This window comes from Mesorhizobium sp. M4B.F.Ca.ET.143.01.1.1 (assembly GCF_004792275.1).
Taxonomy (GTDB): Bacteria; Pseudomonadota; Alphaproteobacteria; order Rhizobiales; family Rhizobiaceae; genus Mesorhizobium; species Mesorhizobium abyssinicae.
This window is the reverse complement of the sequence record NZ_SRSR01000031.1, coordinates 1-23324: the sequence shown is the minus strand read 5'-3', so window position 1 is coordinate 23324 and position 23324 is coordinate 1. Positions and strand designations below refer to the sequence as shown.

Here is a 23324-nt window from a genome sequence, read left to right as displayed (position 1 = left end):
CGGACTGGTTTGAGACCCGCTCCTGAAAGCCGATCCCGGAGGGCCGTCCCCCATCATTCACGCAGCTTTACGCAACGGTGTTAGTTCATTGCGAACTCCTTTCCGCTGCTCTGCAGCACACTCTCGTCGATGAACACCAGGCGGGAAGGATCGATGCGGTCCTGATACTTTGCCCACTGGACCCGCCGGCGCGCCACATCGGGGCGATCCTGCTCACTGGCGATCAGCGTCTTTTTTTGTGACTGAGCTTCTCGGCGTGAACGAACTCCCATACCGAGCGGTAATCGACCTTCAGGCCGTGATCGCCAAGCTCGGCCACAAGACCGCGCAGTGTGAACTCCGCCGCCCGGCAGCGTACCAACAGCCACTCCCGATGCTCTCCGGCAATCTTCTTCGGTCTGTGCCCACCCATCTTGCCGGGTGTCAGCTTGTTCGTCTCGCGCAAGCGGCGCACCCATCGGATGACCGTGCTGATTCCAACCCCGTAGCGCTCCGCCGCCTGACGTCGCGACAGGCCCTCCTGCTCAACCGACGCTACCACCCGTGTGCGAAGATCCATCGAGTAAGGCTTGCCCATCCATGCCGGCCTCCTGACCCAGCCAGCAGGTTGAATCAGATTTGATCGCCTTCGGGAATCCCCTTTCGATTCAGACTCAATTCATCCCGCTCTAGAAATGACGGAAGACGTTTCCACTAGCAAAGATGGTCTCCGAATTCTTGCAGGCCTTAGATCAAATCGCCTGGCCGTTCTTCAAGCACCAATCGACCGAAAGGCGCATGCCCTCACGTAACGCGATTGTGGGCGCATAGCCGAGCACTTTTCTGGCCTTGGTGATGTCGCAAGCAATTGTCTTGTTCATTTCGGAAAGAACATGGATCTTCTGGTGATACATGCCGGCATACTGAAGAGTCGCGTCGACCTTCGTTGCTACTTCGGCCGCAATGCTCGGGAGACGGATCTTGTTGGGCTTGACCGGCATGCCAAAATCCTCATGTAGGACCTTGCCGACCGTTTCAATAATTTCGTTCATAGTGTACGACGCCTCGTCCGCAAGCCAGAAGATCTCGCCGGCGGCGTTTTTGTGGGCTGCGGCGAGCAGGATGCCCTGCGCCAGATTGTCTGTGTAGCCCATGGAGCGGCGGTTCCGCCCAGATCCAACGATGGGGAACTTGCCGGTCTTCACCATCTTGAAAAAGAGCGTTTGCCTTGACGTAAAACCAAGGCGCGCGGACGATAACGATTTCCATTAGGCTACCAGCGGCAATTTCCGCTCGCACTGCCTTTTCCATCAGCATCTTGGAGCGGCCATAGCTCATGTATGGGTTATAGGGGCTTTCTTCCGTGAATCGGTGGTCCGGATGTGGATTGCAGCCGATGGGGGAATTCGACGACATGATGACCGCACGACGGACGCCTGCCTTTTGCGCTGCCTCAACTAGATTGATCGTGCCTTGCGTGTTGATCGCTTCAAACTGGCCAACCTTTTTGGGATGAATGACCCCAGCAATGTGGATCAATAAGGCGCCCTCGGTACCGGCCACGAATGCACGGACAGTTTGCACGTCCCGAATATCACCCGTCACGATTTCCACGCCCTGTTCACGCAGTTGCGACACGTCTTCTCCCGCAAGCACGAGCGCTCGTACGCGGAAGCCTTCGGTTGCAAGAAGCCCTGCTTCCGGCAAACCAGTCGTTAGCGCCGCCGCGATGCGCCCGCCCAGCCAGCCGGAGGCTCCTGTCAGAAGCACGAGGGACGCGTCCAGGGTAACGGCGGTCGTGGCTTGCAATCTGCGAATCCCTTTGTTTTACAAAGCCAGCGCAAACGCCAACGCGATGAAGGCGCCGATCAGATAGCTAATCTTGTCCTTGAGCGCAAAAACAACCGGATCGTCATGCAAGTCCATGCGATGGCTAAGGATCCAGATCCTTTGCAGCCATATGAAAATGCCGGCCGGCGCGACAAAGAGCCATACGGGATTGTGATATGCTTCCGTCACTCTGGCTTCAAGCGCTACGAAAAGCAGCATGATAACAATCGAAGTGGAGGCCGAGGCGAGGCCATAGCCTAGGTTGAGCGGCCAATCGTTAGGCAAATATCCCCGCCCTTTGATAGTGTCCTTTCCTTTCGAGTGCGCATGCATGACTTCCACATGGCGTTTTGCCAGCGACAGCGAAAAGAAGAACATGGCTGAGAAGGAAAAAAGCCAGGGCGAGAATGTGAAATCGTTCAGCACCTGTCCCATAACAATTCTCAATGTGAACAGAGTTCCAATCACCGTCACATCAAGCATGGCGTAACGCTTCAAGCGGAATGAATAGGCTAACGTCAGCACCAAATAGACTGCAACGGCCAGTGCGAATCTAGGACACAAAAGCAAGGCCACCCCAAGGCCTGCAACCAGCAGGAACATGCTCGCTAGGAAGCCGTTCATGAGGCCTATTCTGCCGTAAGCGCCAAGCAGGCCCCGTGTTTCGCGGACCGATGAAGGACGCGACACTCTCGTGATTGATTCTCACGGGAGGTTTGTTTGCAGTCTGCACCCAAGTCCAGACCTGGAACATTTACAGTCATCGAGGCGGTTCCTGATCGTCTCGACGCGAGCCCGGCGGTGCTGCGCCGTCGCTGGTCGGATGAAGCAAAGGCGCGGATTCTGGAAGAGGCGATGAGGCCGGGCGCGAATGTCTCGGCGGTAGCGCGGTCGCACCAGGTAAGCCCGCAGCAGGTGTTTGCCTGGCGGCGGAAGGCGATCCGCTCCGGCGCCATCGCGATCCTGCCGGCAAAGCCGGAGATCCAGACGCAGAGCTTCGCGCCAGTGGAAGTGGCGCCTGGGGATGACGATCGTGCGGGCGGTCTGGAGATCGTCATCGGCGATGCGACGATCCGCGTGGGCAGCGGTATAGCAGCGAGCCTTCTGGTCGAGGCGATCCGTGCGTTGCGATCGGCATGATCCCTACCGGAGCCAAGGTCTATGTGGCGACGCGGCCGGTCGACTTCAGAAAAGGTCCGGGCGGTCTGGCAGCGCTGGTGCGCGACACAGGCGCTGATCCGTTCTCCGGCGCGCTTTACGTGTTCCGAGCCAAGCGTGCGGACCGCGTGAAGATCGTATGGTGGGACGGGTCGGGTCTATGCCTGTTCGCCAAGCGGCTGGACGAGGACAAGTTCCGCTGGCCAAGGGTGGAGAATGGGGTGATCCGGCTTGCCGCGCCGCAATTGATGGCGCTCGTTGAAGGCATGGATTGGACGCGTGTTCGGGCCGAGCGGAGGCGACGCCCGACATCTGCCGGATAGGCCGTGGCGAAGTGACTCAGGCGGCACAAAAGCAGTCCCGGAAGCGGGTCGAATATGCTTCTGTTGGCCTATGACGAATAGCGCTTCGGCCCTTCCCGACGACGTCGACACGCTGAAGGCGATGCTCGTCGCCATGGCGTCGGAAAAGGCCGAACTGCAGACCGCGGCGGGACAACTCCGGGGCGAAACGGCGGAACTCAAGGCCGAGATCGTCCGGATGGCGACGCTCAACGAGCGCGCCGAAGAGCGGATCGCCGATCTTCATGTGATCATCAAGCAGTTGGAGCGCGCCCGCTTCGGCCGTAGTTCCGAGAGGCTCGATGCCGACCAGCAGGCCTTCGCCTTCGACGAGGTCCAGACCGGGCTTGGCGCGATCGAGGCCGAACTCGAGGCGGCAAGGTCGACAGGCGAGCGGCGACGTGCGAGCCGCCCGCGCAAGGCGTTCCCGGCGCATCTGGAGCGCGTCGAGATCATCGTCGAGCCGGAGACTGTCGCCTGCGCCTGCGGCGCTTGCCAGCCGGTCAGGATCGGCGAAGACGTCGCCGAGCGGCTCGACGTGACGCCGGCGAAGTTCCGCGTCATCGTCACCCGTCGCCCCAAATATGGCTGTGCGCATTGCAAGGAGGGCGTCAGCCAGGCGCCGGCGCCTGGTCACCTCGTCGAAGCCGGTGTGCCGAGCGAAGCGCTGCTCGCCCATGTCGCCGTCTCCAAATATGCCGATGGCCTGCCGCTCTATCGCCAGGAGGGCATCTATGCCCGCGACGGCGTCGAGATCAGCCGCAACTCCATGGCCAACTGGATGGGCCATGTCGGCTTCCATCTCGCCCCGCTCGCCGCTCGCATCCTGGCGCTAATCAAGGAGGGCGAGCGGGTCTATGCCGACGAGACGACGCTGCCGACATTGTCGCCGGGCTCCGGCAAGACGAAGACGGCCTGGCTATGGACCTACGCGCGGGACGATCGAACCTTCGGCGGCACGGCGCCGCCCATGGTCGCCTACCGCTTCGAGGATAGCCGCGGTGGCGAGAGCGTGGAGCGCCATCTCTGCGGCTACACCGGATTGCTCCAGGTCGACGGATGGGGGCCTATAACCGGCTCGCGGAAGCGAAGCGCGCGGGTGGTCCGCTGACGCTGGCGGCCTGCTGGGCGCATCTCAGACGCAAGTTCTATGAATTGCACGTGTCCGGCGTCTCGCATGTGGCGAGCGAAACCGTCGAGCGGATGGCCGAGCTGTGGGTGGTCGAGGAAGAAATCCGCGGTCAGGACCCCGACGTCCGCCGTTCCGCACGCCAGGAGCAGTCGGCCTCCATCGTCGCCGAGCTCTGGCCGTTCTGGGAAAAGGAACTGGGCCGCATCTCCGGCAAATCGAAACTCGCCGAGGCAATCCGCTACGCCAGGAGCCGCCGTGAGGCGCTCGAACGCTTCCTGCACGACGGCCGTCTCGACATCGACTCCAACGCTGTCGAGCGGGCAATCCGGCCCCAGACAATTACAAGAAAGAATGCATTGTTCGCGGGCAGCGACGGTGGCGGGAAGACGTGGGCCACGATCGCCACGCTCCTGCAGACCGCGAAAATGAATGGCGTCGATCCGCTCGCTTGGCTCGCCCAGACTCTCCAGCGCATCGCCGCCGGCTGGCCCCACCGCGATCTCGATCACCTTCTGCCATTCAACCACCACGCCGCCTGAACGGCCATAGCTGGGCGCTTACATTCTGCCCGCAGCAATCCCCCTGAAGCGCTTGGTCACATGCGCCCGGTCCGCTTTCAAGTCAGCCAGATCGTTTATGATGTAGCTTGAAGACGCAACGAGACCGAAAGCAAGGAAGGCGATTGCGGTCTTCAAGACGACACGGAAGTCGCCCCAAGTCTGGCCAAGAAACACCGGAACGAAGATTAGCACATTCTTGGACCACTGATGTATCCTAAGTTCAGATAACCAATCCTTCAGCGGCTCGCGCTTTTCCGGAATAATTGTTGTAACCTTAGCGCCCGCGTTGCGGAGTTGGCTTGCGTACCTTACTCCGTTGCCAACAAGAATGATTCCGGCAGCCTTTTCCCAGATTGGAAGGTCCGCAGCACCATCCCCAGCATAAATAAATCCGTTGGGGAAGCTTTCCTGAAGCCATTTCAGCTTGTTGCGGCTCTTCAGGTTCAACGCGCCGTCGCTGCCCTTCGCTCCGCAGAACCGATCGTGCCCACTGGCGTGGTGTAGCTGACGGCATTGGACGCCGTGCTCTCCGGCATGGGCCGGACTGATCAGCGCGCCACTGCCGGCAGGCTGATGAGCGGATCATCGCTCATCTGGCTGATGGTCTCAAGCGTCATTCCTAGGGCTGTCGCCCGTTCGAACATGCGTGAAGCAGTCCGCAAATCCGGTCCACTCGTGCACCTCTCGCAGGAGATCCGGTACTTCGACCAACGGACAGAGCTCGCTGATCTCGGCGTTCAATTCTTCAGCCGCCGCCGGCACCTCACCGGCATTCGGCGTGACGATCAACGTTCCCCCTTCAAGACGAACACCTTCAAGCTTTCCGGAACGCGTTCTGTGCGCCAGCCGCTTCAGGTTGAAGTCGAGCATCTGCCGCGCTTCCGTAGCCACACGGCGGCATCCCCTTGTACGCCCAGTCCGAGACGATCCTGCTCCTTCATTGTGATGAACGTTGATCGTGGCATCAAATGCTCGTCGATCGGCCGGAAGGATCGGCTGCCGTCGACCCAGATGTCAGCGGATCGAAGCCTGTCTCGCAATGCCGCTAACGTCGCAATCTCATATAGGCGGCGATCGGGCTTATCCTGCCCGAATATCAGCTTCCGATCTGTCTGGCTGAGGTGAGTGACTGGGACGGTCTCCGGCAAGGTCCGACGCTTCTCCGAATAGAGCCGCTTCAGCACCCCGACCGCTGCCAGAAGCGGGTCGTAGCGGCGCGACGAGCGGAACGTGAATGCCTGCAGGAAGACGCCGGCGTACTTGTTGACGGTCGGATATTGTTCGGCTGCCACGGTCAAGGGTGATGCCTCGCTGACCTCGACCAAGGACTCGAGCTCCGGCTTCATCCGAAGCAGTCGATGCCAGCCAACTTTCTGGTCGAGAACCTCCAGTGCATTCCGGCCATAATCGTTCGCCGATTGCAGCGCTGTGATGGTGTCGAGGAACATCCGCAGCGCCTTGGTGGCGTCCGGCCGATAGTCCATGTGCCGCTGCTTCTTGCGGCTGTTGGCTTGCGAGAACAGCCTCCCCATCAACTTGATAAACATCGTCACGGCATCATCGGTAAGCTTCTGGCCGAGTTTGATGACTTGAGCCACGATCAAAGCGTGACGGCGATTGGCGTTGAAGTCGTTGGCCAGCCATGCTGGCGTGGCATTGCCTTCGCGGATCATCTGATCCCAACGTCCCGAAGAAATGCGGATCTGTAGTGCGGGGTCGATCTCCAGCGTCCGCAGAAACGTGATCCGCTCGGTCAGTCCGACCAGGTTCGACGCGCCAGGCGCTTCTGGCGCTGATCTCAACCAATGAAAGCGCGTTTGACCGATCGTCGGGTCGACCTCCAACAGCCCGTCCAACGATGCAAGCCGATCAGCTGGTATCGCTTCGATCAGTGCCCTCTCTGCCCGTCGCCGGGCAATGGCCCGCGCCGCGATCCCCATCCGCTCAATGATGTTGGCAGCCGGGAGTAGCGAATTTCGATTGCGGAACTCCGCTGCAATGGCGCCAGCTATCGAAGCCCCCGCGTCTGTTGTTGAGGCTATCTCGATTGCCGACAGCAATGCGGCACGCCGATCTTCGGCTGTTGCGTTTCGCTTCTCGCCCCGTGGCGGCGCGAAAGACGCTCAGTAGTTGCAGGGCCGGCGGCACGCGCGACCAGACGGTCCTCAAGACTTCTCGACCATGCCGGGTTTTCCGAACGGCGCTCCCAGACACCACGCGCTGCGACCATCGGAAGCCAATCTCGTGGAAATATAGATCGGCATGCTGCGGGCTGATATGATGAAAGACGCCGGCGATGGTACGGCGGACGCGGGAGTTGAAGCCCTCTACCGAATTGACGTGGACGGCGTCGCGAACATACTCACCATTGGAATGCTTCACGGTCTCGTGCTTGGCAAAGCTCTCACCAATGGCCATAAATGCTTTCCACTCGTCGCTCATCAAATGACTCTGCGCTTCAATGACGCGTTCGCTTGCTCGCGCTGAGAGACCGGTCACGACCGCGGCACGCGCGTCACCGGCCGGAGTGCCGGGCGTGACGTCGGTCGGCGGCTGCACCATGGCCATGACCGGCGCCTTCTCCGTGTTCGCCTGACCTTTCCGGCCCCGTCCCGGAGGGTGGGTCATCCGGCCGCTTTCGGGGACTTCCCCCGAGATGGAAATGGTCGATCTCAACCGTGCCGTCGAGCATGTTTTCCCGCGCCACCATCAGCCGAAGTGCGTGACCCATCCGCCAGGCCGTCGGCTGGCTCACTCCAAGGATCTCGGCGAGCCGTACCGAGGACAAGCCCTTATCCGATTGCAGCAGCAGCCACATGGCCTTCAACCAGACACGCAAGGGCAGCTTGGTCGAATGCAGCGGGGTATGGGTCGTCACGGTGAACTGGAACCGGCAATCGCCGCTGGAGCATTGATAGAGACCCGATCGCGCACGCCGCTTGCCGGTATCGCGACCAGCAAGCGCGATCGAACGCCTGTAACCACAGGCCGGGCAAATCCGACCATCCGGCCAAACCATGCTTTCCAGCAACCGACGGCAATGCTGCTCATCCCCGAAGGCCACGACCATCTCTTCAACGGTCCGGATACTGGAAAGCGCGGCAAGCATCGTTTCAGGCATTCTCATCTTCTTCGGATCGTGTCCAAACAATCCCATGAAACACTGTGTACAGCAAGGGGATTGCTGTCTTTGGTTGATAAAGGCCGCGCAAAATTCTGAGCAGCTCTTCTTCTGACCCCTATATCCAGTTTGTTATGTGGCGCTCGGCATCCTCACCGGCCTGCCGCCTCTGGCCCGCGGCGGCCGACGCCACATCTCTATCAAAGCCACATTACGCATCCGGCTCCTACCTCGGGTGTTTGACGGCAAAGCGTACTCGCGGCCAAGGGTGAAGGATACGCGGTTGCGGGAGCCAATCATTGGCTAGCCGTATCATTCGCTCCCAGATCAAGCGATGTCTCTGGCTCCTCCGCCGAAGCGTCTGGGCCCAGAGCCGGATGGTGTGGTCACGAAAGGCACCGAGCGACCAGGAGTAGTCGGTACGGCGTTATACGCATAATTGTCGCAACTCGTTCTTGATTTCCTTCAGTTTCGCCACCCTGCGGTCCCTCCGGCTTTTCCGAAGGATCTGGAACCGGCCCTGCCGGGTCCTCCCGCAAATGTGGGTGAAACCAAGGAAGTTGAACGTTTCCGGTTTGCCAAGCCCCTTTCTGCGGCGGGCTTGAACCGCATAGCGGCCAAACTCGATCAGTCGGGTCTTGTCCGGATGGAGTTGCAACGCAAACTCCTGCAACCGTTCCCGCATCATGTCCCAGAAGCGCCGGGCATCGGCATCGTATTGGAAGCCAACCACGATATCGTCCGCGTAACGCACGATGATCACGTCGCCGGTGGCCTCGCGTCGTCGCCAACGATCGGCCCAAAGATCGAAGAGTGCAGGTAGATATTGGCAAGCAGCGGCGAAATCACCGAACCCTGCCCCGGTTCGGGGCCGCGTTACGCTTGAGTGCGTAGAACGCTGTCCTCAGCATCTCTGGATTGATCTGGTGGAAGAGCGCGGTGCACTTCTCCTTCTTCCTTTGCCTCGCGGCTTGCCGTATGCGGTCCAGCGCATGGTACACACTTTCCCGGTCCTGTGTCCGGCGCGTGCTTTGCTGATCCGCATTTCCCTTGGTTCCTGCCCTTGGCTCCCCTCGCTCTGCCATCGGTACTCCGACTTTGTTCGCAAGGTTCGTAGCTACTATGGCAGGATCTGACTCCTCGAGATCGTTCACCATCGGCTTCGGCTCCTCGCCTTCCCGATGCGGACCAGCAATGGTGTCCCACTCTGGCCAATCCCGAGGCCTCCCGGTTCCCGCGCAAGGAGCGTCCGTGCATGCCAGGGTCTCAGACCACGTCGGGTTGAGCCGGCACTCGCGCTGTCGCGCCGACTCATATTGCCTTCCGCACACAAGAGGAACGTCGGCACCCGAGAAGCGTCAATTTCGTGGTTCAATGGCTGGCCTGCACGCTCCCCCGTCAACGCTTCACGGCCGGCCTCACGACCGACCGCGCATGACTCGGGGTCAATGTGGATCGCTACTCCTATCTACTCCTTGCCGGTCTCCCGGCGCACCTTGTTCCGACCCCACATACGAAAACCGATGGGAATCCAACACCGGACTCTTCTGTCTCGATCAATCCACTTAGGTGATCCTTAAAATAATCGCCACTAACATAAGATATCATCACTCAGGATGGCTTCACGACGTCACGGCGGGATATCAGGCCGACGAACCTTTCCTGGTCATCGTGCACCGGTATCAAATCGCTTTCGTGCTGACGGAAGAGCTCCGCGGCTTGGTCGAGAAATGCGTGCCCGGAAATTGCGGTGACCGGCGTCTGCATGTGCCGCTCCACTGGATCATTCAGATCGGGAGTTGCGCCTCGGTCGAGTAATCGGCCGATGGACTCCCCGATCAAGATCCCGACGATCTTGCTTCGCTCGCAGAGCACTGCGCCGACGCCTAGCTTTCGGGGGGCTCGGCACATTGACAAGAGCGCCAGCGACAGTGGGGTATCTGGCCGGAACACAGGAATCGCTTCAAGCGGCCACATGAGGTCGCGTACTCGCATCATTTCCCGTCCGAGACTTCCACCGGGGTGAAGACGAGCGAAATCCTGACGCGTGAACCCGCGCCGCTCGTGCAGGACAAGTGCTAAGGCATCCCCCATTGCCGCCATAGCAATAGTCGAGGTGGTCGGAGCAAGACCAAGTGCGCACGCTTCCGGCATTGGTCCAATGTCGACCACCACATCGGCAGACTGCGCCAGTGACGCGTTGGCGCGTCCCGTGATCGCGGCAACCATGACAGGAAGCTGACGGACGGCGCGTATGAACTGCATAAGTTCAGCAGTCTCACCCGAATTGGAGAGTGCAATAATGACATCCCCGGCACGCACGCGCCCAATATCCCCATGCAAGGCGTCGACCGGATCAAGCGTGATCGATCGAGTGCCAGTCGATGTGAGAATTGCAGAGATCCTTTCTCCAACCAGTCGTGACTTGCCGATACCACACACGACCACTATTCCAGTTGAGGAAAGAATATAATCCGCGAGCATACAGATATGCGTATCGATCCTGTTTGAAAGAGTCTCCAGCGCGGCAGCCTCCTGCCGGATGATGGCCTTGGCCCGCTCAAGCATGACCATTGTCCTGTCACAATGGTCCTTGCTGCATTCACGATATTGCTGAGGGAGCTCTCCGTGCGGACGCAGGATTGTATGACTAGGGCTAAGAATTGCCATGATAGCGGACTCCATCCTAAGCAGCGATTCTCGGCTCTCGCCGTGACGTCGAATTGGCGGCAGTATGGGCGATCAATCGGAAAATCGGGGTGATGTTTTGATTAAGTTGTTGCTATAGTTTCGTAAACTGGACGTCACTGTCGTCCTCATGTAAGCACGTAGCTGAAGCCGTTCAGGAGCTGTAGTTCCAGGGCATGAGCTGGTCGATTTGGGAGATTGGCCAGCGATCAGCGATACGCTCGAGGGTCTGGGTGAGCCAGGCGAGCGGATCGACACTGTTCATTTTGGCGGTTTGCAGAAGGGTCGCGACAGTCGCCCACGTGTTTCCGCCGCCGTCGCTGCCTGCAAAAAGCGCATTCTTTCTGACGATTGTCTGGGGCCTGATTGCCCGCTCAACGATATTGGAGTCGATCTCGACGCGGCCGTCGGCCAGGAAGCGCTCGAGGACAGCCCGCCTGGACGCGGCGTAGCGGATCGCCTCGGCCAGCTTCGATTTTCCTGAGATCCGCGGCAGTTCCTTTTCCCAGAGCTTGAACAGATCCGCGACGATGGCGACGGAGCGGTCCTGACGGGCGGCCGCACGTGCGGCAGGAACCTGGCCACGAACCTCCTCTTCAATGGACCAGAGCTCGGCCATGGTCGTGACGCTCTGCGTCGCGATCTGAGAACTGCCGCTGATGTGCAATTCGTAAAATCGGCGGCGCAAGTGAGCCCAGCAGCCCGCGAGAGCGACGGCCTCGTTGGATCTCGCTTTTGCTTTGGCGAGTTGCGTGTAGGCCGAGTATCCATCGACCTGCAGGATGCCGGTGAAGCCCGCCATGTGGCGCGCAACGCAGTCGCCGCCCCGACCGTCCTCGAAGCGATAGGCGACCATGGGCGGGCTGGCGCTGCCGAATGGCCTATCGTCGCGCGCGTAGGCCCATAGCCAAGCTTTCCGAACCTTTCCGGTTCCCGGTGCCAATGTCGGCAAGGTGGTCTCGTCGGCAAAGACCCGCTCGCCCTGCTTGATCCGTTCCAGAACGTAATCGGCCAGCGGCTGGAGCTCGAAGCCGACCTTGCCCATCCATTGCGCCATCAGCGAGCGGCTGAGTTCGACCTTGTCGCGCGCATAGATCGCCTCCTGGCGGTAAAGCGGCAAGCCGTCGGCGTATTTGGAGACGGCAATCTGGGCCAGGAGCCGCTCGGTGGGAATGCCGCTCTCGACAATATGGGCAGGCGCAGGCGCCTGGAATACGCCGTCACGGTTTCTGTAGGCATATTTCGGGCGGCGGGTGACAATCACCCGGAACCTCGCCGGCGTGACGTCCAGACGTTCCGACACATCCTCGCCGATCAGCAACCGATCCAGACCTTCGTAGCCCTCGGGCACCTCCGGCTCGATGATCTGCTCCACCCGCTCAAGATGGGCGGCAAACCCCTTGCGCGGGCGCGGCGCGCGCTTCGCACGATCGGGGGCCACAGCTTCCAGATCGGCAACCGCCTCGCCGACGCCGCTCTCGATCTCCTCGAACACGAAGGCACATTGCTCATCCGTGAGCCCGGGGATGCCCAGTCGCTCAGAACGCCTGCCATAGCGCGATCGCTCCAGCATCTTCACGATCGCCGTCAGTGTGGCAATGCGTTCGTCGGCAGCCTTAATGCGCGCTTCAATCACCTCCACCCGCGTATCGGCAGCCTCGATCCGCTCGGCCGTGAGGCGCATGTTTCGTGCCGCCTGATCCTCCAGAAGGGCGGCCTTTTCGGCGAGCGCCACGACAATCGCCTTCAGCGCATCAACGTCGTCCGGAAGCTCTTCGGCAGCCATCGCCATGACTGGCATCACAGCATGTTCGCAGCCGTTTTCCCAACGCTTTCAAGGGCCTGATTCAACTTGCCACAGGCTCTTCAGCCTACCGATTGCGGCCGCCTCACCACCGCCGGCCGGACCTTCTTCCAGTCCAGCCCGTCAACCAGCGCCAAGAGCTGAGCGTGGTTCAGCTGAACACGCGAGGGCCCGATGCGTGGCCAGCAGAACTTCGTTTCCTCGAGCGTCTTGGCAAATAGGCATACCCCGGACCCGTCCCACCAGACCGCCTTGATTCTGTCCGCTCTTTTCGAGCGGAACACGTAAAGCGCGCCGTTGAACGGATCGACTCCGCCGTCCCGCACCAGCGCCATCAAGCCGTTCGCACCCTTGCGGAAGTCGACCGGCGTCGCCGCCACGTAAACCTGAACGCCCGCCGGGATCATGCCGCCCGCACCGCCCGGATCACCGCGGCAAGCCGATCCGCCGCGACATCGCCACCGGCACGCACCACCACATCGCCAACGATAATCTCCACCATGTCGCTGGCTACCGCGTCGAACCGCGCGAATTTGACCGGCTTGATCCGCGCCTCCGCCAACGGCGCGACCATGCCCGATTCCAACGCCTTGCGACGCCACGCATAGACCTGTGAGGGATCAAGGCCGTGAGAACGCGCAATCGCCGAAACGTTCGCCCCCGGCGCAAACGTCTCCGTCACGATCCTGGTCTTCTCCTCCCGCGACCAGGTCCGAACGCGTCGGGCCGGACTGTGCGCAAGCCGGACCGGCTCGGCCGTGAGAACTTCGAAGTTCTTGCTATCAGACATGTGTGCGCTCACGAGAGCCTCCCAGGATAAATCATCCAGGAGACTCCCAGATCAGCGAACCAGCCGCTACGTGGGGTGACCTACGCGCTTACGTCCTCATGCGCGAATTATCACAGCCAGATCGTCATTGTGCTCGCAGCCTGGAGCTGACACTCGCTGCTTGGGACTGTCAGGAATTCCGTGTGCGGGCGGGCGGTTGAACATTATGCCGCCATTGCCCTGATGAAGCGTTCGCCAAAGATGACGGCGAACTGGGCCTTGGCCATGGTCCACTCACGTGGCGGCATTTTCCACTCTTTCTCGGATCGGTTCAAGATCAGATAGAGCAGCTTGGTAGCCGCATCGTCGCTGGGGAAATGGCCCCTGGCACTGACAGCCCGTCGAAGTTTCGAGTTCAACGCCTCTATTGAGTTTGTGGTGTAGATGATCCGGCGCACCTCGTCAGGGAACGCAAAGAAAGGAATGACCTCGCCCCAGGCGCGCCGCCAGCTCTGGCCGATGGCGGGATAGCGCATGCCCCAGGGGCCGATCTCGAACGCCAATGCCTTTTCCGCTGCCTCAGCATCGACGGCGCGGTAGATTTCCTTGAGTGCGCTGGCGAGGCTCTTGCGGTCTTTCCAGGACACGAAGTCCATGGAGTTGCGCAGCAGGTGGACTATGCATGTCTGGACGATCGCGTCCGGAAAGCCTTTCAGGCCATCGACGACGGCCAGAAGGATATCCTCCGTGCCGCGATTCTTAAGCTCGTTCATCACCCGCAGCCAGAACTTGGCGCCTTCATTCTGCTCGAGCCACAGGCCGAGCACCTCCTTGGCGCCGTCGGCGCGCACGCCAAGCGCGATATGGATGGCTTTGTTGCGAACCATCCCCTCATCGCGAATCTTGACCCGGATGGCGTCGAAGAAGACGAGCGGGTAAATCGGATCGAGCGGCCTTTGTTGCCAGGTGGCGACTTCGTCGAGCACGGCGTCCGTCACCGTTGAGATCAGGTCCGCCGACACATCGATACCGTACAGATCGCGCAGGTGCCCGGTGATCTCCCGGGTGCTCATGCCGCGCGCGTACATCGATACGATCTTGTCATCAAAGCCGGGAAAACGGCGCTGATACTTGGCGATCAGCTGCGGATCGAAACTCGACTGGCGGTCACGCGGAACATCGATCTCCAGCTTGCCGGTCTCGGTCGTCACCGTCTTGCGGCCATAACCGTTGCGCGTATTGCCAGCGTCTTCGCCGCTCGCCAGATGATAGTCCATCTCCGCGTTCAGCGCGCGCTCGGTCAGAGCCTTCTTGAGCGTATCAAGCAGGCCGCCCTGTTCGAAGGCAGCACTCGCTGCACCTCCTGCCAGAAGCTGGTCGAGAAGATCATTCGGTATCGCAGGTTCTTTGCGTCGGGTCATAGTGGGATTCCTTTTTACCCATTATGCCCGCCCGCACACGGAATTCCTGACAGTCCCCGCTGCTTCGATCGTATCGTATGCGCCTGCATGCATCCGATTCCACACCTCGATGCCTTGCGGATCTGATCAAGGAAGCTCGGGAACGTGAGCGTGCAGAACCATAGACACATTTCACTACTCATGTCCCGACCGGGACAATACCAGATTGCAAAGGGACGTCCTTATGCCATCGCAGTTACTCTTCCGCAGTACGTAACGTGGCGATCGGCTCACTACCTTGCAATTGCACAGGGCTCAGCCACGGTATTAGTGTCCGCTCCAAAAAAGAAGTGAGTGATTCTGTCGGATTGCTGAGGTTCGACGGAGATCATGATGCGTTGACCGAAACCACTCGCCCTCACTATGAACGGCGTCGCCCGGGCTACGCAAGCGACCTCACGGACGCGGAGTGGGCGCTGATCGAGCCGCTGATGCCGGCGCCGAACCGGATCGGCCGGCCGCGAAAGACGGACCAGCGCGAGGTCGTGAACACGCTGCTTTACATGGCTTCGTCGGCCGGAGCATGGCGGCTTCTGCCGAAGGACTTCGCACCGTTCTCGACGGTGCAGAAGTACTTCTGGCGCTGGCGGGACGAAGAATTGCTGCGCGCCCCATCAACAATGAACTCGTCATGGCGGCGCGCGAACGGGAAGGCCAGGAGGCAAGCCCGTGCGCCGGCGTCATCGACAGCCAGTCGGTCAAGACCACCGAAGGCGGCGGAGTTCGTGGCTTCGACGCCGGCAAGAAGGTCAAGGGCCGCAAGCGGCACATCGTCGTCGACACGCTGGGCCTAGTGGTCGGCGTCGTCGTTCAGGCCGCCGACATCCAGGACCGCGACGGCGCGCCGGCCGTCCTGAAATCCATACTCGAGCGCTGGCCGCGGCTGCGCCATGTCTTTGCCCATGGCGGCTATGCAGGGCCGAAACTGCGGAGCGCTCTGCAAAAGATCGGCAAGTTCACGATGGAGATCGTCAAGCGGTCGGACAGCTCCAAAGGCTTCGAAGTCCTGCCGCGCCGATGGGTCGTCGAGCGGACCTTCGCATGCTCACCCGACGGCTCGCAAGTACCTGAAAACACGGCGGTAATTCCGGTTCAGACACTCCGATCTGCTGCATTCCAATGCATTCAACAAAAAAGCCAAGTGACCATCGTCACGAGTTTGATAACGATTGTGACGAATTGATGCCATTATGTTTCGAATGTTGCGACGGGTCGTTATAATTGTTAACTCTAGTTTTAGAAAAACGAGGTTATATTTTAGAAAAACTGTGACATAATCGCTTTCTAGATTTTCAATTTGCCTGAAGGGGCGCGTGCGCCTGCCACTTGATGATGCAGTTGAGATCAACGGGGATATCCGACGGTGGTGGCCAGGTGCCTTTGGGTATCGAGGTCGGCAAGCCTTGCGGTCCTTGGCGCAAATCCCCGTTGGCCGGCTGGAGAGTCCGAGGAGATTTGTCCGCTGTACACTCTTGTCTGCTGCCGAGGAGGCCGGGTTCATCGCCGGATCGAGGCTAGTACCTCGTCTGATCAGGCAGGCAGGCTCGCGCATCTAGCCGCTGCTGCTGAAATGGCGGAGCGCTTGATTCGTCACCCGCCGCTTCGCGGCGCAAATAAGGAGGTGTCATGACGACGGGGGACGGCAAACGGAACGGCAGGCGAGGAGATGGGACTTTCGCCTACAGCACTTGCCGCGCGCGAACGGCGGAGACAACAACACTATGGCAGCCATTCCTCAAGGCCGATTCGACCTACCGCCAATTGAAGGAGCTCGTCCTTAACTATCGGTTCCGACCCGGAGAGCCGCTAAGCCCTATCAGCATTGCCGATCGACTGCAGGTTAGCGCGACGCCAGTGCGAGAAGCATTGGCGCGTCTTCACGGCGAAGATCTCGTTGGGTCAGTGCCAAATCGCGGGTTCTTCGCAAAGACACTCAATGCCAAAAGCATGAGGGATCATTATGAATTCGCGTTTCAGATTGCGGTTTATGCAATTGAACGTGGATATAGCCAATTTGGCACGGGCAAGATAGCATTGCCGGAAGAGACACGCGTGAGCCGTAATGATCTCATCAAAAATAAGATAGAACAATCTGTTGAATCGCAGGTTAAATTGATCGAGAGACTCTATATCTATATTTCAGCTCTCGCCGACAGTCAGGTCATGGTTGATTCCATCCGCAAGTTCAACAACCAGACGCGTTTTGTGCGCTTGATCGATTTGGAGATGGAGAGCAACTTTCAAGAAATCACGGCGGACATGTCTGACCTCGTCGGTACATTGGAGCGCCAAGATGTGACGGCTGCAGTCGCCAATCTGCGGCGTCAGCGCGATAGGAAACTTGCTCGGATGAATGAGCTTGTTACCGAAGGTATTTCTCGCTCTCTTAGACAAGTATACAGCGAATAGTACTCCGAGCACGGGGGGAAACACATCGCCGCCGCCGCATCGCGGTGGCCATTGCATAGTTGTGGCCACCTGTGCTCGCCACGAATCTGGTAATTTGCAATGCTGCGCTGGTTCGAAGCAACATCTAGTACACCTCGGTGGAAGTTTTGACGCATTGGTTAGGCGGTCAAGGGTTTGCCGGCCCAAGTCCATTTGAATGGCTTTGCCATGTCTTGCTGAAGGAGTCGATGAAGCGCTCGATCCGGTCTTTGAGATCGGCGGTGGAGGTGAAGCTGGCGCGGCGCAGCAGCTTGCGCACCAGGATGGAGAACCAGATTTCGATCTGGTTGAGCCAGAGGCGTGCCTGGGGGCAAAGTGGAAGGTGATGCGATGGCTCTGATCGCTGAGGACCGCCGCGCGGCTGGCCTTCCTTACAAGGACTCCGTCGTGCCCTTTTGCGGCCGACCGTTGCTTCATCGATGGCGCACTGGCGCGCCACCAGCCGCACGACGCCTTCCGACCTGTGGGTGTCGAGATCGTCGGATACGATGCGCCATGGCATCCGGCGCTTCCTGCTGCACGCCCTTCCAGACGGATTCCATCGCATCCGCCATTACGGCCTCCTCGCCAACGGCCACCGCGTCGCCAAGCTCGCCCAGTGCCGTCTTCTTTTGGCGGCGCCCACCCGCTGACGCCTGACCCGACCGCCGACTAATCGCCAAGAAGACCAAGCGCTGCCCGTCTGACCTGACGGACGAGGAATGGGAGCCAGTTCGCACCGCTGATGCCTAAGCCTGGGCGTCGCAGCCGTCCCCGCGAGGTTGATTCCGGGAGGTGGTCAACGCCGTGCGCTACCTGGTCCGCTCCGGTTGCGGTTGGCGGATGCTGCCGATCCATTCGGCCCCTGCAGACGGTCTACGGCTGGTTCCGCGAGTTGGCGCGGCGCTTTCTGTTCCAGACTATCCACGACGTCGCGCTGATGCTGGATCGCGAGCGAGCCAGGCGCGAGGCCACTCCCACGGCTGGCGTAATCGATACCGGATCAATACTCCCCAGAAGTGCCGTTTGAATCTTCCCCAGTTTAGCGTTGCCGCCGGTCTTCCGGGGCGCGCCCCGGAGGACCGGCGGCACGTCATCACCGATACTGCTCTCGATGATCGAGAGGGGAATGGCGGTGATCAAACTCGGGGAGATAGTCATGATCTTGGATATGCACCGGCAGGGGCTGTCGGTGTCAGCAATCGCCAGGCAGACCGGCGTCGATCGAAAGACAATCCGCAAATACATCGAGCGTGGCCTTGAGGCCCCTGCCTACGGACCAAGGAAGCCGCGGGCGACGGTGATTGATCCATTCACCGCCTATCTGCGTGAACGGGTTGCTGCCTATCCCGGCCTTAGCGGTCGGCGGCTCCTGCGAGAACTGAAGGATCGTGGGTACGTCGGTGGCTACACTACCGTCACGGACTTTCTCAGAGACGTTCGTCCAACCTCAGAAGCCGGCTTTGAAGTTCGGTTCGAAACAGCTCCCGGCGAACAGGCCCAGGTGGATTTCGCCCAATTCCATGTCGTCTTCACCGATGAGCCGGCAACCCCCAGGATCGTCTGGCTGTTTTCTATGGTGCTGGGCTATAGCCGTCTCATCTGGGCGCGCTTTGCTATGCATCAGGATCTGCCGACAGTGCTGCGATGCCACGCGGCGGCGTTCGATGCGATCGGCGGCGTCCCGCGCGAGATCCTCTACGACCGAATGAAGACTGCGGTCATCGGCGAAGGCGAAACGGCCGGCATTGTTTATAACCGCGCTCTGCTCGATCTCGCCCGCCATTTTGGTTTTCATCCAAAGGCCTGCAAACCATATCGGGCCAAGACGAAGGGAAAGGTCGAGCGACCATTCCGCTATATTCGTGAAGACTTCTTCCTGGCGCGCTCGTTTCGCAACCTTGATGATCTTAACACCCAACTGCGGCAATGGCTGGATGTCGTTGCCAATCCCCGCGTGCACGCCACAACGCGGCGCGTCGTCGTCGAGGCCTTCGCGGAAGAGCGCTTTCATCTGCGTCCCTTGCCGCTGGCTCCGTTCCGATCGGTTCTGCGGCTTGAGCGCAGGATCTCCCGAGAGAGCATGGTGAGCGTTGGTGGAAACGCCTACAGCGTGCCCGACGCCACCAGAAGGCGGCTCGTCGAAGTTCACACCTTGGCCAATGAGGTTCGAATCTTCGAAGACGGTGCGCTGATTGCTGTGCATCCGGTGTTGGAAGGTCGCCATCAGCGCCGCGTCGAACCAGGACACAGAACTCTTCGCGCACCGCCGCGATCGCGATCGGCCGTCAACAATGACGAGATCATTCTTCATGGATCCGGAGACCGGGTCACACAGCGGCCGCTCGCCTTCTACGACGCCGTCGCCAGAGCTATGGCACAGGAGAACCGCCCATGAGCGCCGCGCTCGATTCCGTGCCGTCGATGATCGACCGCATTCGCCATGACCTTGTCGGCCTGAAGATGCCACGTGCCCTTGAAGCACTCGACCATATTGTCCGCCGCCTCGAGCATGGCGAACTGTCGGCACTCGAAGCCATCGATATTCTCCTTTCCGAAGAGCTGACCCTGCGCGAGAACAGTCGGATAAAGACGGCCTTGCGGATGGGTCGGCTGGCAACCATCAAAACGCTCGCCGGCTTCGATTTCACTTTCCAGCCCTCCCTCGATCGCGATCGGATCTTCACGCTCGCGCAACTGGGTTTCGTCGAAAGGCACGAGGCCGTCAATTTCCTCGGGCCGCCGGGAACCGGCAAAAGCCATCTCGCCGTGGCGCTCGGCGTCGAGGCTGTCAAAGCGGGCAAGAGCGTGTACTTCTGTACGCTTGCCGACCTCATCGCAGCGCTGTCCAGGGCCGAGCGCGAGGGACGGCTGCAAGAACGCATCCGCTTCTTCTGCAGGCCAGGTCTGCTGATCGTCGATGAGATCGGTTATCTCCCGGTCATCGCCGGCGGCGGCAACCTGTTCTTCCAGCTCGTCAACGCCCGCTACGAGAAAGGGGCAATGATCCTGACGTCCAATCGCGGCTTTGCAGAGTGGGGCGTCGCCACCGCGCTTCTCGACAGGCTTTTGCATCATGCCGTCGTCGTTCAGATCGAAGGATCAAGCTACAGGCTGCGCCAGTATGCCGAATTGATGCCTGAACACGTCCGTTCGAAAGCATTGATCAGCCACCGTCCTTCGCCCCACCGTCACGCCCCCGAGGGCGACCGCCGAAAAATAGCCAATTCTCCGTGTCGTCCGGGGCGGCATAATCGGGGAATTTCACTTCGGCACTTTTGGGGAAATTTCACCCGGTATTGACGGTATTCGGCTTGAGCCTCATCGTTTGGCGGTGATGCCATCAAGGTGCTGCGCTTCGAGCTGATGATAAAACGTGGTCGGTTCCCTGGAACAGCCACAAGCCCATCAGGAAGGAGAAGCGCAGCATGAAACATTATCCAGGGTTGGACGTCTCGTTGGAAGAGACCGCAATTTGCATCGTCGACGAAACGGGCACGGCGTGCCGCGAGGTGAAGGTGCCGACCCATCCCGAGGATCTTGCGCGGGTGCTCAAGGATCCCGCCTGGCGGTTGGACGCGTCGGGCTTGAGGCCGGACCTTTGTCGCAGTGGCTGTTCGAGGGGCTTGCTAAAGCCAGCTTGCCAGTGGTTGCATTGAGACGCGTCACGTCAACGCATTCCTGAAGGCTCAGCCGAACAAGACCGACCGCAAGATGCGCGCAGGATCGCGCAGGATCGCGCAGGATCGCGCAGGATCGCGCAGGATCGCGCAGGATCGCGCAGATGATGCGGGTCAATCTGTTCCGCATGTCAAGACCCTGACGAATTATAGCAAAGGCTCTGAAGGCTGACTCTCTTGGGGTTCCCGCCTCGATTGATCCGTGATTCCTTGTCGCGAGGAGGATTCGGGCGATGGGATCAGCGGTGAAGATGCGGACGGACTATTCGGCTGTGGCGCTTCGGCGACTGGCGAAGGCGGCGAAGGACGTCAACCAGAGCAGGCGCTTGTTGTCGCTGGCTGGGATCAAGGACGGGATGAGCCGGGAAGATGCTGCACGGATCGGCGGCATGGACCGCCAGACGCTGCGGGACTGGGTGCATCGCTTCACGAGGATGGTCCTGACGGACTGAAGGATGCCTAGTATGGCGGACCCACGCCGCGCTTGTCGCCGGAACAGAAGGCCGAACTGGCGCAAATCGTCGAGACGGGACCGGACCTGGCGGTTTACGGCGTGGTGCGTTGGCGGCGCATCGATACGCAGCGCGTCATCGCGGATCGTTTCGGCGTCGCCTATCACGAGCGTTATGTGGGCAAGCTGCTGAAGGAACTCGGCTTCTCGCACATGAGCGCGCGGCCGCGCCATCCGGCGCAGGATGCCTGGATCGTGGAAGAGTTCAAAAAAACTTTCCGCGCACGCTAAGCGCCCACCTCGCCGATCTGCCGAAGGGCAAGCCCGTAGAGGTGTGAAGCCAGAATTGGCCAGAAGAACGGTGTCGTGCGGCAATGGGCGCGCCGTGGCACGCGGCCTAGACAGCCCGCCGACCAGCGCTATCAAAGCGCATACCTGTTCGGCGCCATCTGCCCAGCGCGCGGCAAGGGAGCAGCCATGGCGCTGCCGTTTGCCGACACTGCGGCCATGCAGCTTCACCTCGACGAGATCAGCCGCCATGTGGCGCGCGGCGCGCACGCCGTGCTGCTACTCGACCGGGCAGGCTGGCACACGACCGCCAAGCTGAAGGTGCCGAAAAACATCACGCCGGTGCTGCTGCCGTCGCGAGCCCCGGAACTCAACCCGGTCGAGAACGTCTGGCAATATCTGCGCGCCAACTGGCTCTCCAACCGCGTCTTCGACGGCCACGACGCCATCATCGACGCCCGCCTGCGAAGCTTGGCAGAAGCTCATCGCCCAACACGAAACAATCACATCAATCGGAATGCGAGAGTGGGCTCACGTCGGTCGAGCTTCATGACCCTTGGTGTTAGAAGTGCCGAGCGCTACTGACGGCGCGCAAGCTCTTAGAGGACAAGGCGATTGTCATCCAGAACGACATCCGCGGGCTGTTGCGCAACTTCGGGCTCAAAGTCGGCAACGTCAGTGGGATCAAGTTTGAGGAGCGGATCCGCGAGCTCACCGAAGCATGCCCCGATCTGGCCGAGATCGTCGAACCGCTGCTCGACGCGCGCCGCAAGCTGCGCCAGAATTATGCCGCCCTGCACCGCAAGCTTCTGGCGATCGCCCGGGATGATGAGGTTTGCCGCCAACTGATGTCTATCTCCGGTGTCGGCCCCGTCGTGTCGCTGGCCTACACCGCGACGATCGATATCCCCACCCGCTTCCGCAACTCCAAGGGCGGTCGGTCCGATTTTGAGCCTGACGCCAGCGCTCCATGAATCGAGCGAAAGCCGCCGGGTGGGCGGGATCTAGTTATGCGGCAGCATGGTACGAACGTTGCTCTACGAGGCCGCGCAGACCTTGCTCACGCGGGTGACTAAATGGTCCTCGCTGAAGGCCTGGGCGAGGGACGTCGCCAAGCGGCGCGGCCAGCGGAAAGCCGTCGTTGCGCTCGCCCGCCGGCTGGCGGTGATCATGCATCGCATCTGGAGCGACGGCACACAGTTCCGCTGGACCAGGAAGGAAATGATGCCGGTCGCCGGCTGAACAATTTACAAAACATTGCCCCCGACGGGAACGACACCAGTTCCACCCACCGGTGGAAAAGCTGTCCTTCGCGGGACGAGGATGAGGTGAGTTCGTCGACTGGCTTGGCTCGATTGCCCTCATCGGCAATCAAAGGCGCCAGACAGATTGATCCACCCCATTCTTCTGAATCCCCATACAGGGCAGGGAGAGCGCCGATCCCGGAGAGGAGTGCGGCCAGGCCGGCTTCCGCGTCCTTGGCCCGGTAGATCGCGCGCAGCGCCGGCTCGACGGCGATCAGGATGTCGCCGGCGCCACGGCTCTTCAGTTCGTTCATGACGCGCAGCCAGAACTTGGCGCCCTGGGTCTGCTCGATCCAAATGCCGAGAATCTCCTTGGTGCCATCCACGAAGCA

The 23324-nt window shown here is 60.4% G+C and carries 14 protein-coding genes and 13 pseudogenes; 12 read left to right on the top strand and 15 right to left on the bottom strand.

The window, feature by feature from the left end; genetic code table 11:
• Positions 1-119: 119 nt before the first annotated feature.
• From EN786_RS34910 to EN786_RS34900, 4 genes and pseudogenes are all read right to left on the bottom strand, one after another.
• Positions 120-577: pseudogene (locus EN786_RS34910) on the bottom strand (transposase); the annotation flags it as partial.
• 154 nt (positions 578-731) lie between these two features.
• A complete protein-coding gene (locus tag EN786_RS39140; RefSeq protein ID WP_246688830.1) occupies positions 732-1031 on the bottom strand; it encodes a hypothetical protein in 300 nt (99 codons plus the stop codon).
• Entirely contained in the window at positions 1015-1788 is a 774-nt protein-coding gene (locus tag EN786_RS34905) for an NAD-dependent epimerase/dehydratase family protein (RefSeq protein WP_246688829.1), read from the bottom strand. Before EN786_RS34905 ends, EN786_RS39140 begins: the two co-directional genes overlap by 17 nt.
• An 18-nt stretch (positions 1789-1806) precedes the next feature.
• The gene (locus EN786_RS34900; RefSeq protein WP_281405029.1) at positions 1807-2499 is read right to left on the bottom strand and encodes a UbiA family prenyltransferase; all 693 of its coding nucleotides are present in this window, start codon (positions 2497-2499) and stop codon (positions 1807-1809) included.
• 30 nt (positions 2500-2529) lie between these two features.
• On the opposite strand from EN786_RS34900, the gene EN786_RS34895 reads away from it, so the two are divergent.
• The 3 genes and pseudogenes from EN786_RS34895 to EN786_RS34885 all read left to right on the top strand — a co-directional run bounded on the left by EN786_RS34895 (position 2530) and on the right by EN786_RS34885 (position 4979).
• Positions 2530-2949: a transposase gene (locus tag EN786_RS34895; protein WP_135909851.1), complete on the top strand. Its 420-nt coding sequence runs from the start codon at positions 2530-2532 to the stop codon at positions 2947-2949.
• A complete protein-coding gene (gene tnpB, locus EN786_RS34890) occupies positions 2946-3290 on the top strand; it encodes an IS66 family insertion sequence element accessory protein TnpB (RefSeq protein WP_246688827.1) in 345 nt (114 codons plus the stop codon). Before EN786_RS34895 ends, tnpB (EN786_RS34890) begins: the two co-directional genes overlap by 4 nt.
• A gap of 70 nt (positions 3291-3360) precedes the next feature.
• Positions 3361-4979, top strand: a pseudogene (locus EN786_RS34885) (IS66 family transposase).
• 18 nt (positions 4980-4997) lie between these two features.
• On the opposite strand, the gene EN786_RS34880 reads toward EN786_RS34885, so the two are convergent.
• The 9 genes and pseudogenes from EN786_RS34880 to EN786_RS34840 form a co-directional block, all read right to left on the bottom strand.
• Entirely contained in the window at positions 4998-5447 is a 450-nt protein-coding gene (locus EN786_RS34880; protein WP_246688826.1) for a hypothetical protein, read from the bottom strand.
• 168 nt (positions 5448-5615) lie between these two features.
• Positions 5616-7093 (bottom strand): annotated as a pseudogene (locus tag EN786_RS34875) (Tn3 family transposase); the annotation flags it as partial.
• Positions 7083-8121: pseudogene (locus EN786_RS34870) on the bottom strand (IS1595 family transposase); the annotation flags it as partial. The pseudogenes EN786_RS34870 and EN786_RS34875, both read right to left, overlap by 11 nt.
• Before the next feature lie 427 nt (positions 8122-8548).
• Positions 8549-8884: a reverse transcriptase domain-containing protein gene (locus EN786_RS39585; RefSeq protein ID WP_348642267.1), complete on the bottom strand. Its 336-nt coding sequence runs from the start codon at positions 8882-8884 to the stop codon at positions 8549-8551.
• Positions 8885-9732: 848 nt separating this feature from the next.
• The gene (locus tag EN786_RS34860) at positions 9733-10689 is read right to left on the bottom strand and encodes a KpsF/GutQ family sugar-phosphate isomerase (protein WP_189524359.1); all 957 of its coding nucleotides are present in this window, start codon (positions 10687-10689) and stop codon (positions 9733-9735) included.
• 274 nt (positions 10690-10963) lie between these two features.
• Entirely contained in the window at positions 10964-12601 is a 1638-nt protein-coding gene (locus tag EN786_RS34855; RefSeq protein ID WP_135909845.1) for an IS66 family transposase, read from the bottom strand.
• 74 nt (positions 12602-12675) lie between these two features.
• Positions 12676-13020, bottom strand: a complete 345-nt coding sequence (tnpB, locus tag EN786_RS34850; protein ID WP_135909843.1) for an IS66 family insertion sequence element accessory protein TnpB — start codon at positions 13018-13020, stop codon at positions 12676-12678.
• A gap of 182 nt (positions 13021-13202) precedes the next feature.
• Positions 13203-13403: pseudogene (locus EN786_RS39135) on the bottom strand (transposase); the annotation flags it as partial.
• Positions 13404-13606: 203 nt separating this feature from the next.
• The gene (locus EN786_RS34840) at positions 13607-14803 is read right to left on the bottom strand and encodes an IS256 family transposase (protein WP_135909839.1); all 1197 of its coding nucleotides are present in this window, start codon (positions 14801-14803) and stop codon (positions 13607-13609) included.
• Between the two features lie 377 nt (positions 14804-15180).
• Between EN786_RS34840 and EN786_RS34835 the strand changes: the two genes are divergently transcribed.
• Positions 15181-16025, top strand: a protein-coding gene (locus tag EN786_RS34835; protein WP_246688831.1) for an IS5 family transposase whose coding sequence is annotated in 2 segments (ribosomal slippage) — positions 15181-15453 and positions 15456-16025 — 843 coding nt in all. Because the reading frame shifts where the segments join, the coding sequence is not laid out codon by codon here.
• A gap of 443 nt (positions 16026-16468) precedes the next feature.
• Positions 16469-17251 carry a GntR family transcriptional regulator gene (locus EN786_RS34830; protein WP_135909837.1) on the top strand — a complete coding sequence of 261 codons (783 nt, stop codon included), beginning with the start codon at positions 16469-16471 and terminating at the stop codon, positions 17249-17251.
• Positions 17252-17510: 259 nt separating this feature from the next.
• Here the strand turns inward: EN786_RS34830 and EN786_RS39580 are convergent.
• Positions 17511-17626 (bottom strand): annotated as a pseudogene (locus tag EN786_RS39580) (transposase); the annotation flags it as partial.
• Between the two features lie 164 nt (positions 17627-17790).
• Here EN786_RS39580 and EN786_RS34820 point away from each other — a divergent pair.
• From EN786_RS34820 to EN786_RS34790, 7 genes and pseudogenes are all read left to right on the top strand, one after another.
• Positions 17791-17907, top strand: a pseudogene (locus EN786_RS34820) (transposase); the annotation flags it as partial.
• 37 nt (positions 17908-17944) lie between these two features.
• Positions 17945-18278 (top strand): annotated as a pseudogene (locus tag EN786_RS34815) (transposase); the annotation flags it as partial.
• A gap of 126 nt (positions 18279-18404) precedes the next feature.
• On the top strand, positions 18405-19667 hold the full coding sequence (gene istA / locus EN786_RS34810) for an IS21 family transposase (RefSeq protein WP_135909856.1): 1263 nt from the start codon (positions 18405-18407) through the stop codon (positions 19665-19667).
• Positions 19664-20523: pseudogene (gene istB, locus EN786_RS34805) on the top strand (IS21-like element helper ATPase IstB). The gene istA and the pseudogene istB overlap by 4 nt, the downstream one beginning before the upstream one ends.
• A gap of 174 nt (positions 20524-20697) precedes the next feature.
• Positions 20698-20980, top strand: a pseudogene (locus EN786_RS39130) (IS110 family transposase); the annotation flags it as partial.
• A gap of 202 nt (positions 20981-21182) precedes the next feature.
• A pseudogene (locus tag EN786_RS34795) lies at positions 21183-22241 on the top strand (IS630 family transposase).
• A 13-nt stretch (positions 22242-22254) separates the two neighbouring features.
• Positions 22255-22930 (top strand): annotated as a pseudogene (locus tag EN786_RS34790) (transposase); the annotation flags it as partial.
• 208 nt (positions 22931-23138) lie between these two features.
• On the opposite strand, the pseudogene EN786_RS34785 reads toward EN786_RS34790, so the two are convergent.
• Positions 23139-23324, bottom strand: a pseudogene (locus EN786_RS34785) (transposase); the annotation flags it as partial.

Bases quoted from the DNA above. Each gene is read 5' to 3' on its own strand.
- tnpB (WP_246688827.1), top strand. From the start codon at position 2,946: ATGATCCCTACCGGAGCCAAGGTCTATGTGGCGACGCGGCCGGTCGAC.
- tnpB (WP_135909843.1), bottom strand. From the start codon at position 13,020: ATGATCCCGGCGGGCGTTCAGGTTTACGTGGCGGCGACGCCGGTCGAC.
- EN786_RS39140 (WP_246688830.1), bottom strand. From the start codon at position 1,031: ATGAACGAAATTATTGAAACGGTCGGCAAGGTCCTACATGAGGATTTT.
- EN786_RS34860 (WP_189524359.1), bottom strand. From the start codon at position 10,689: ATGCTTGAGCGGGCCAAGGCCATCATCCGGCAGGAGGCTGCCGCGCTG.
- EN786_RS34840 (WP_135909839.1), bottom strand. From the start codon at position 14,803: ATGACCCGACGCAAAGAACCTGCGATACCGAATGATCTTCTCGACCAG.
- EN786_RS34855 (WP_135909845.1), bottom strand. From the start codon at position 12,601: ATGGCGATGGCTGCCGAAGAGCTTCCGGACGACGTTGATGCGCTGAAG.
- EN786_RS34830 (WP_135909837.1), top strand. From the start codon at position 16,469: ATGACGACGGGGGACGGCAAACGGAACGGCAGGCGAGGAGATGGGACT.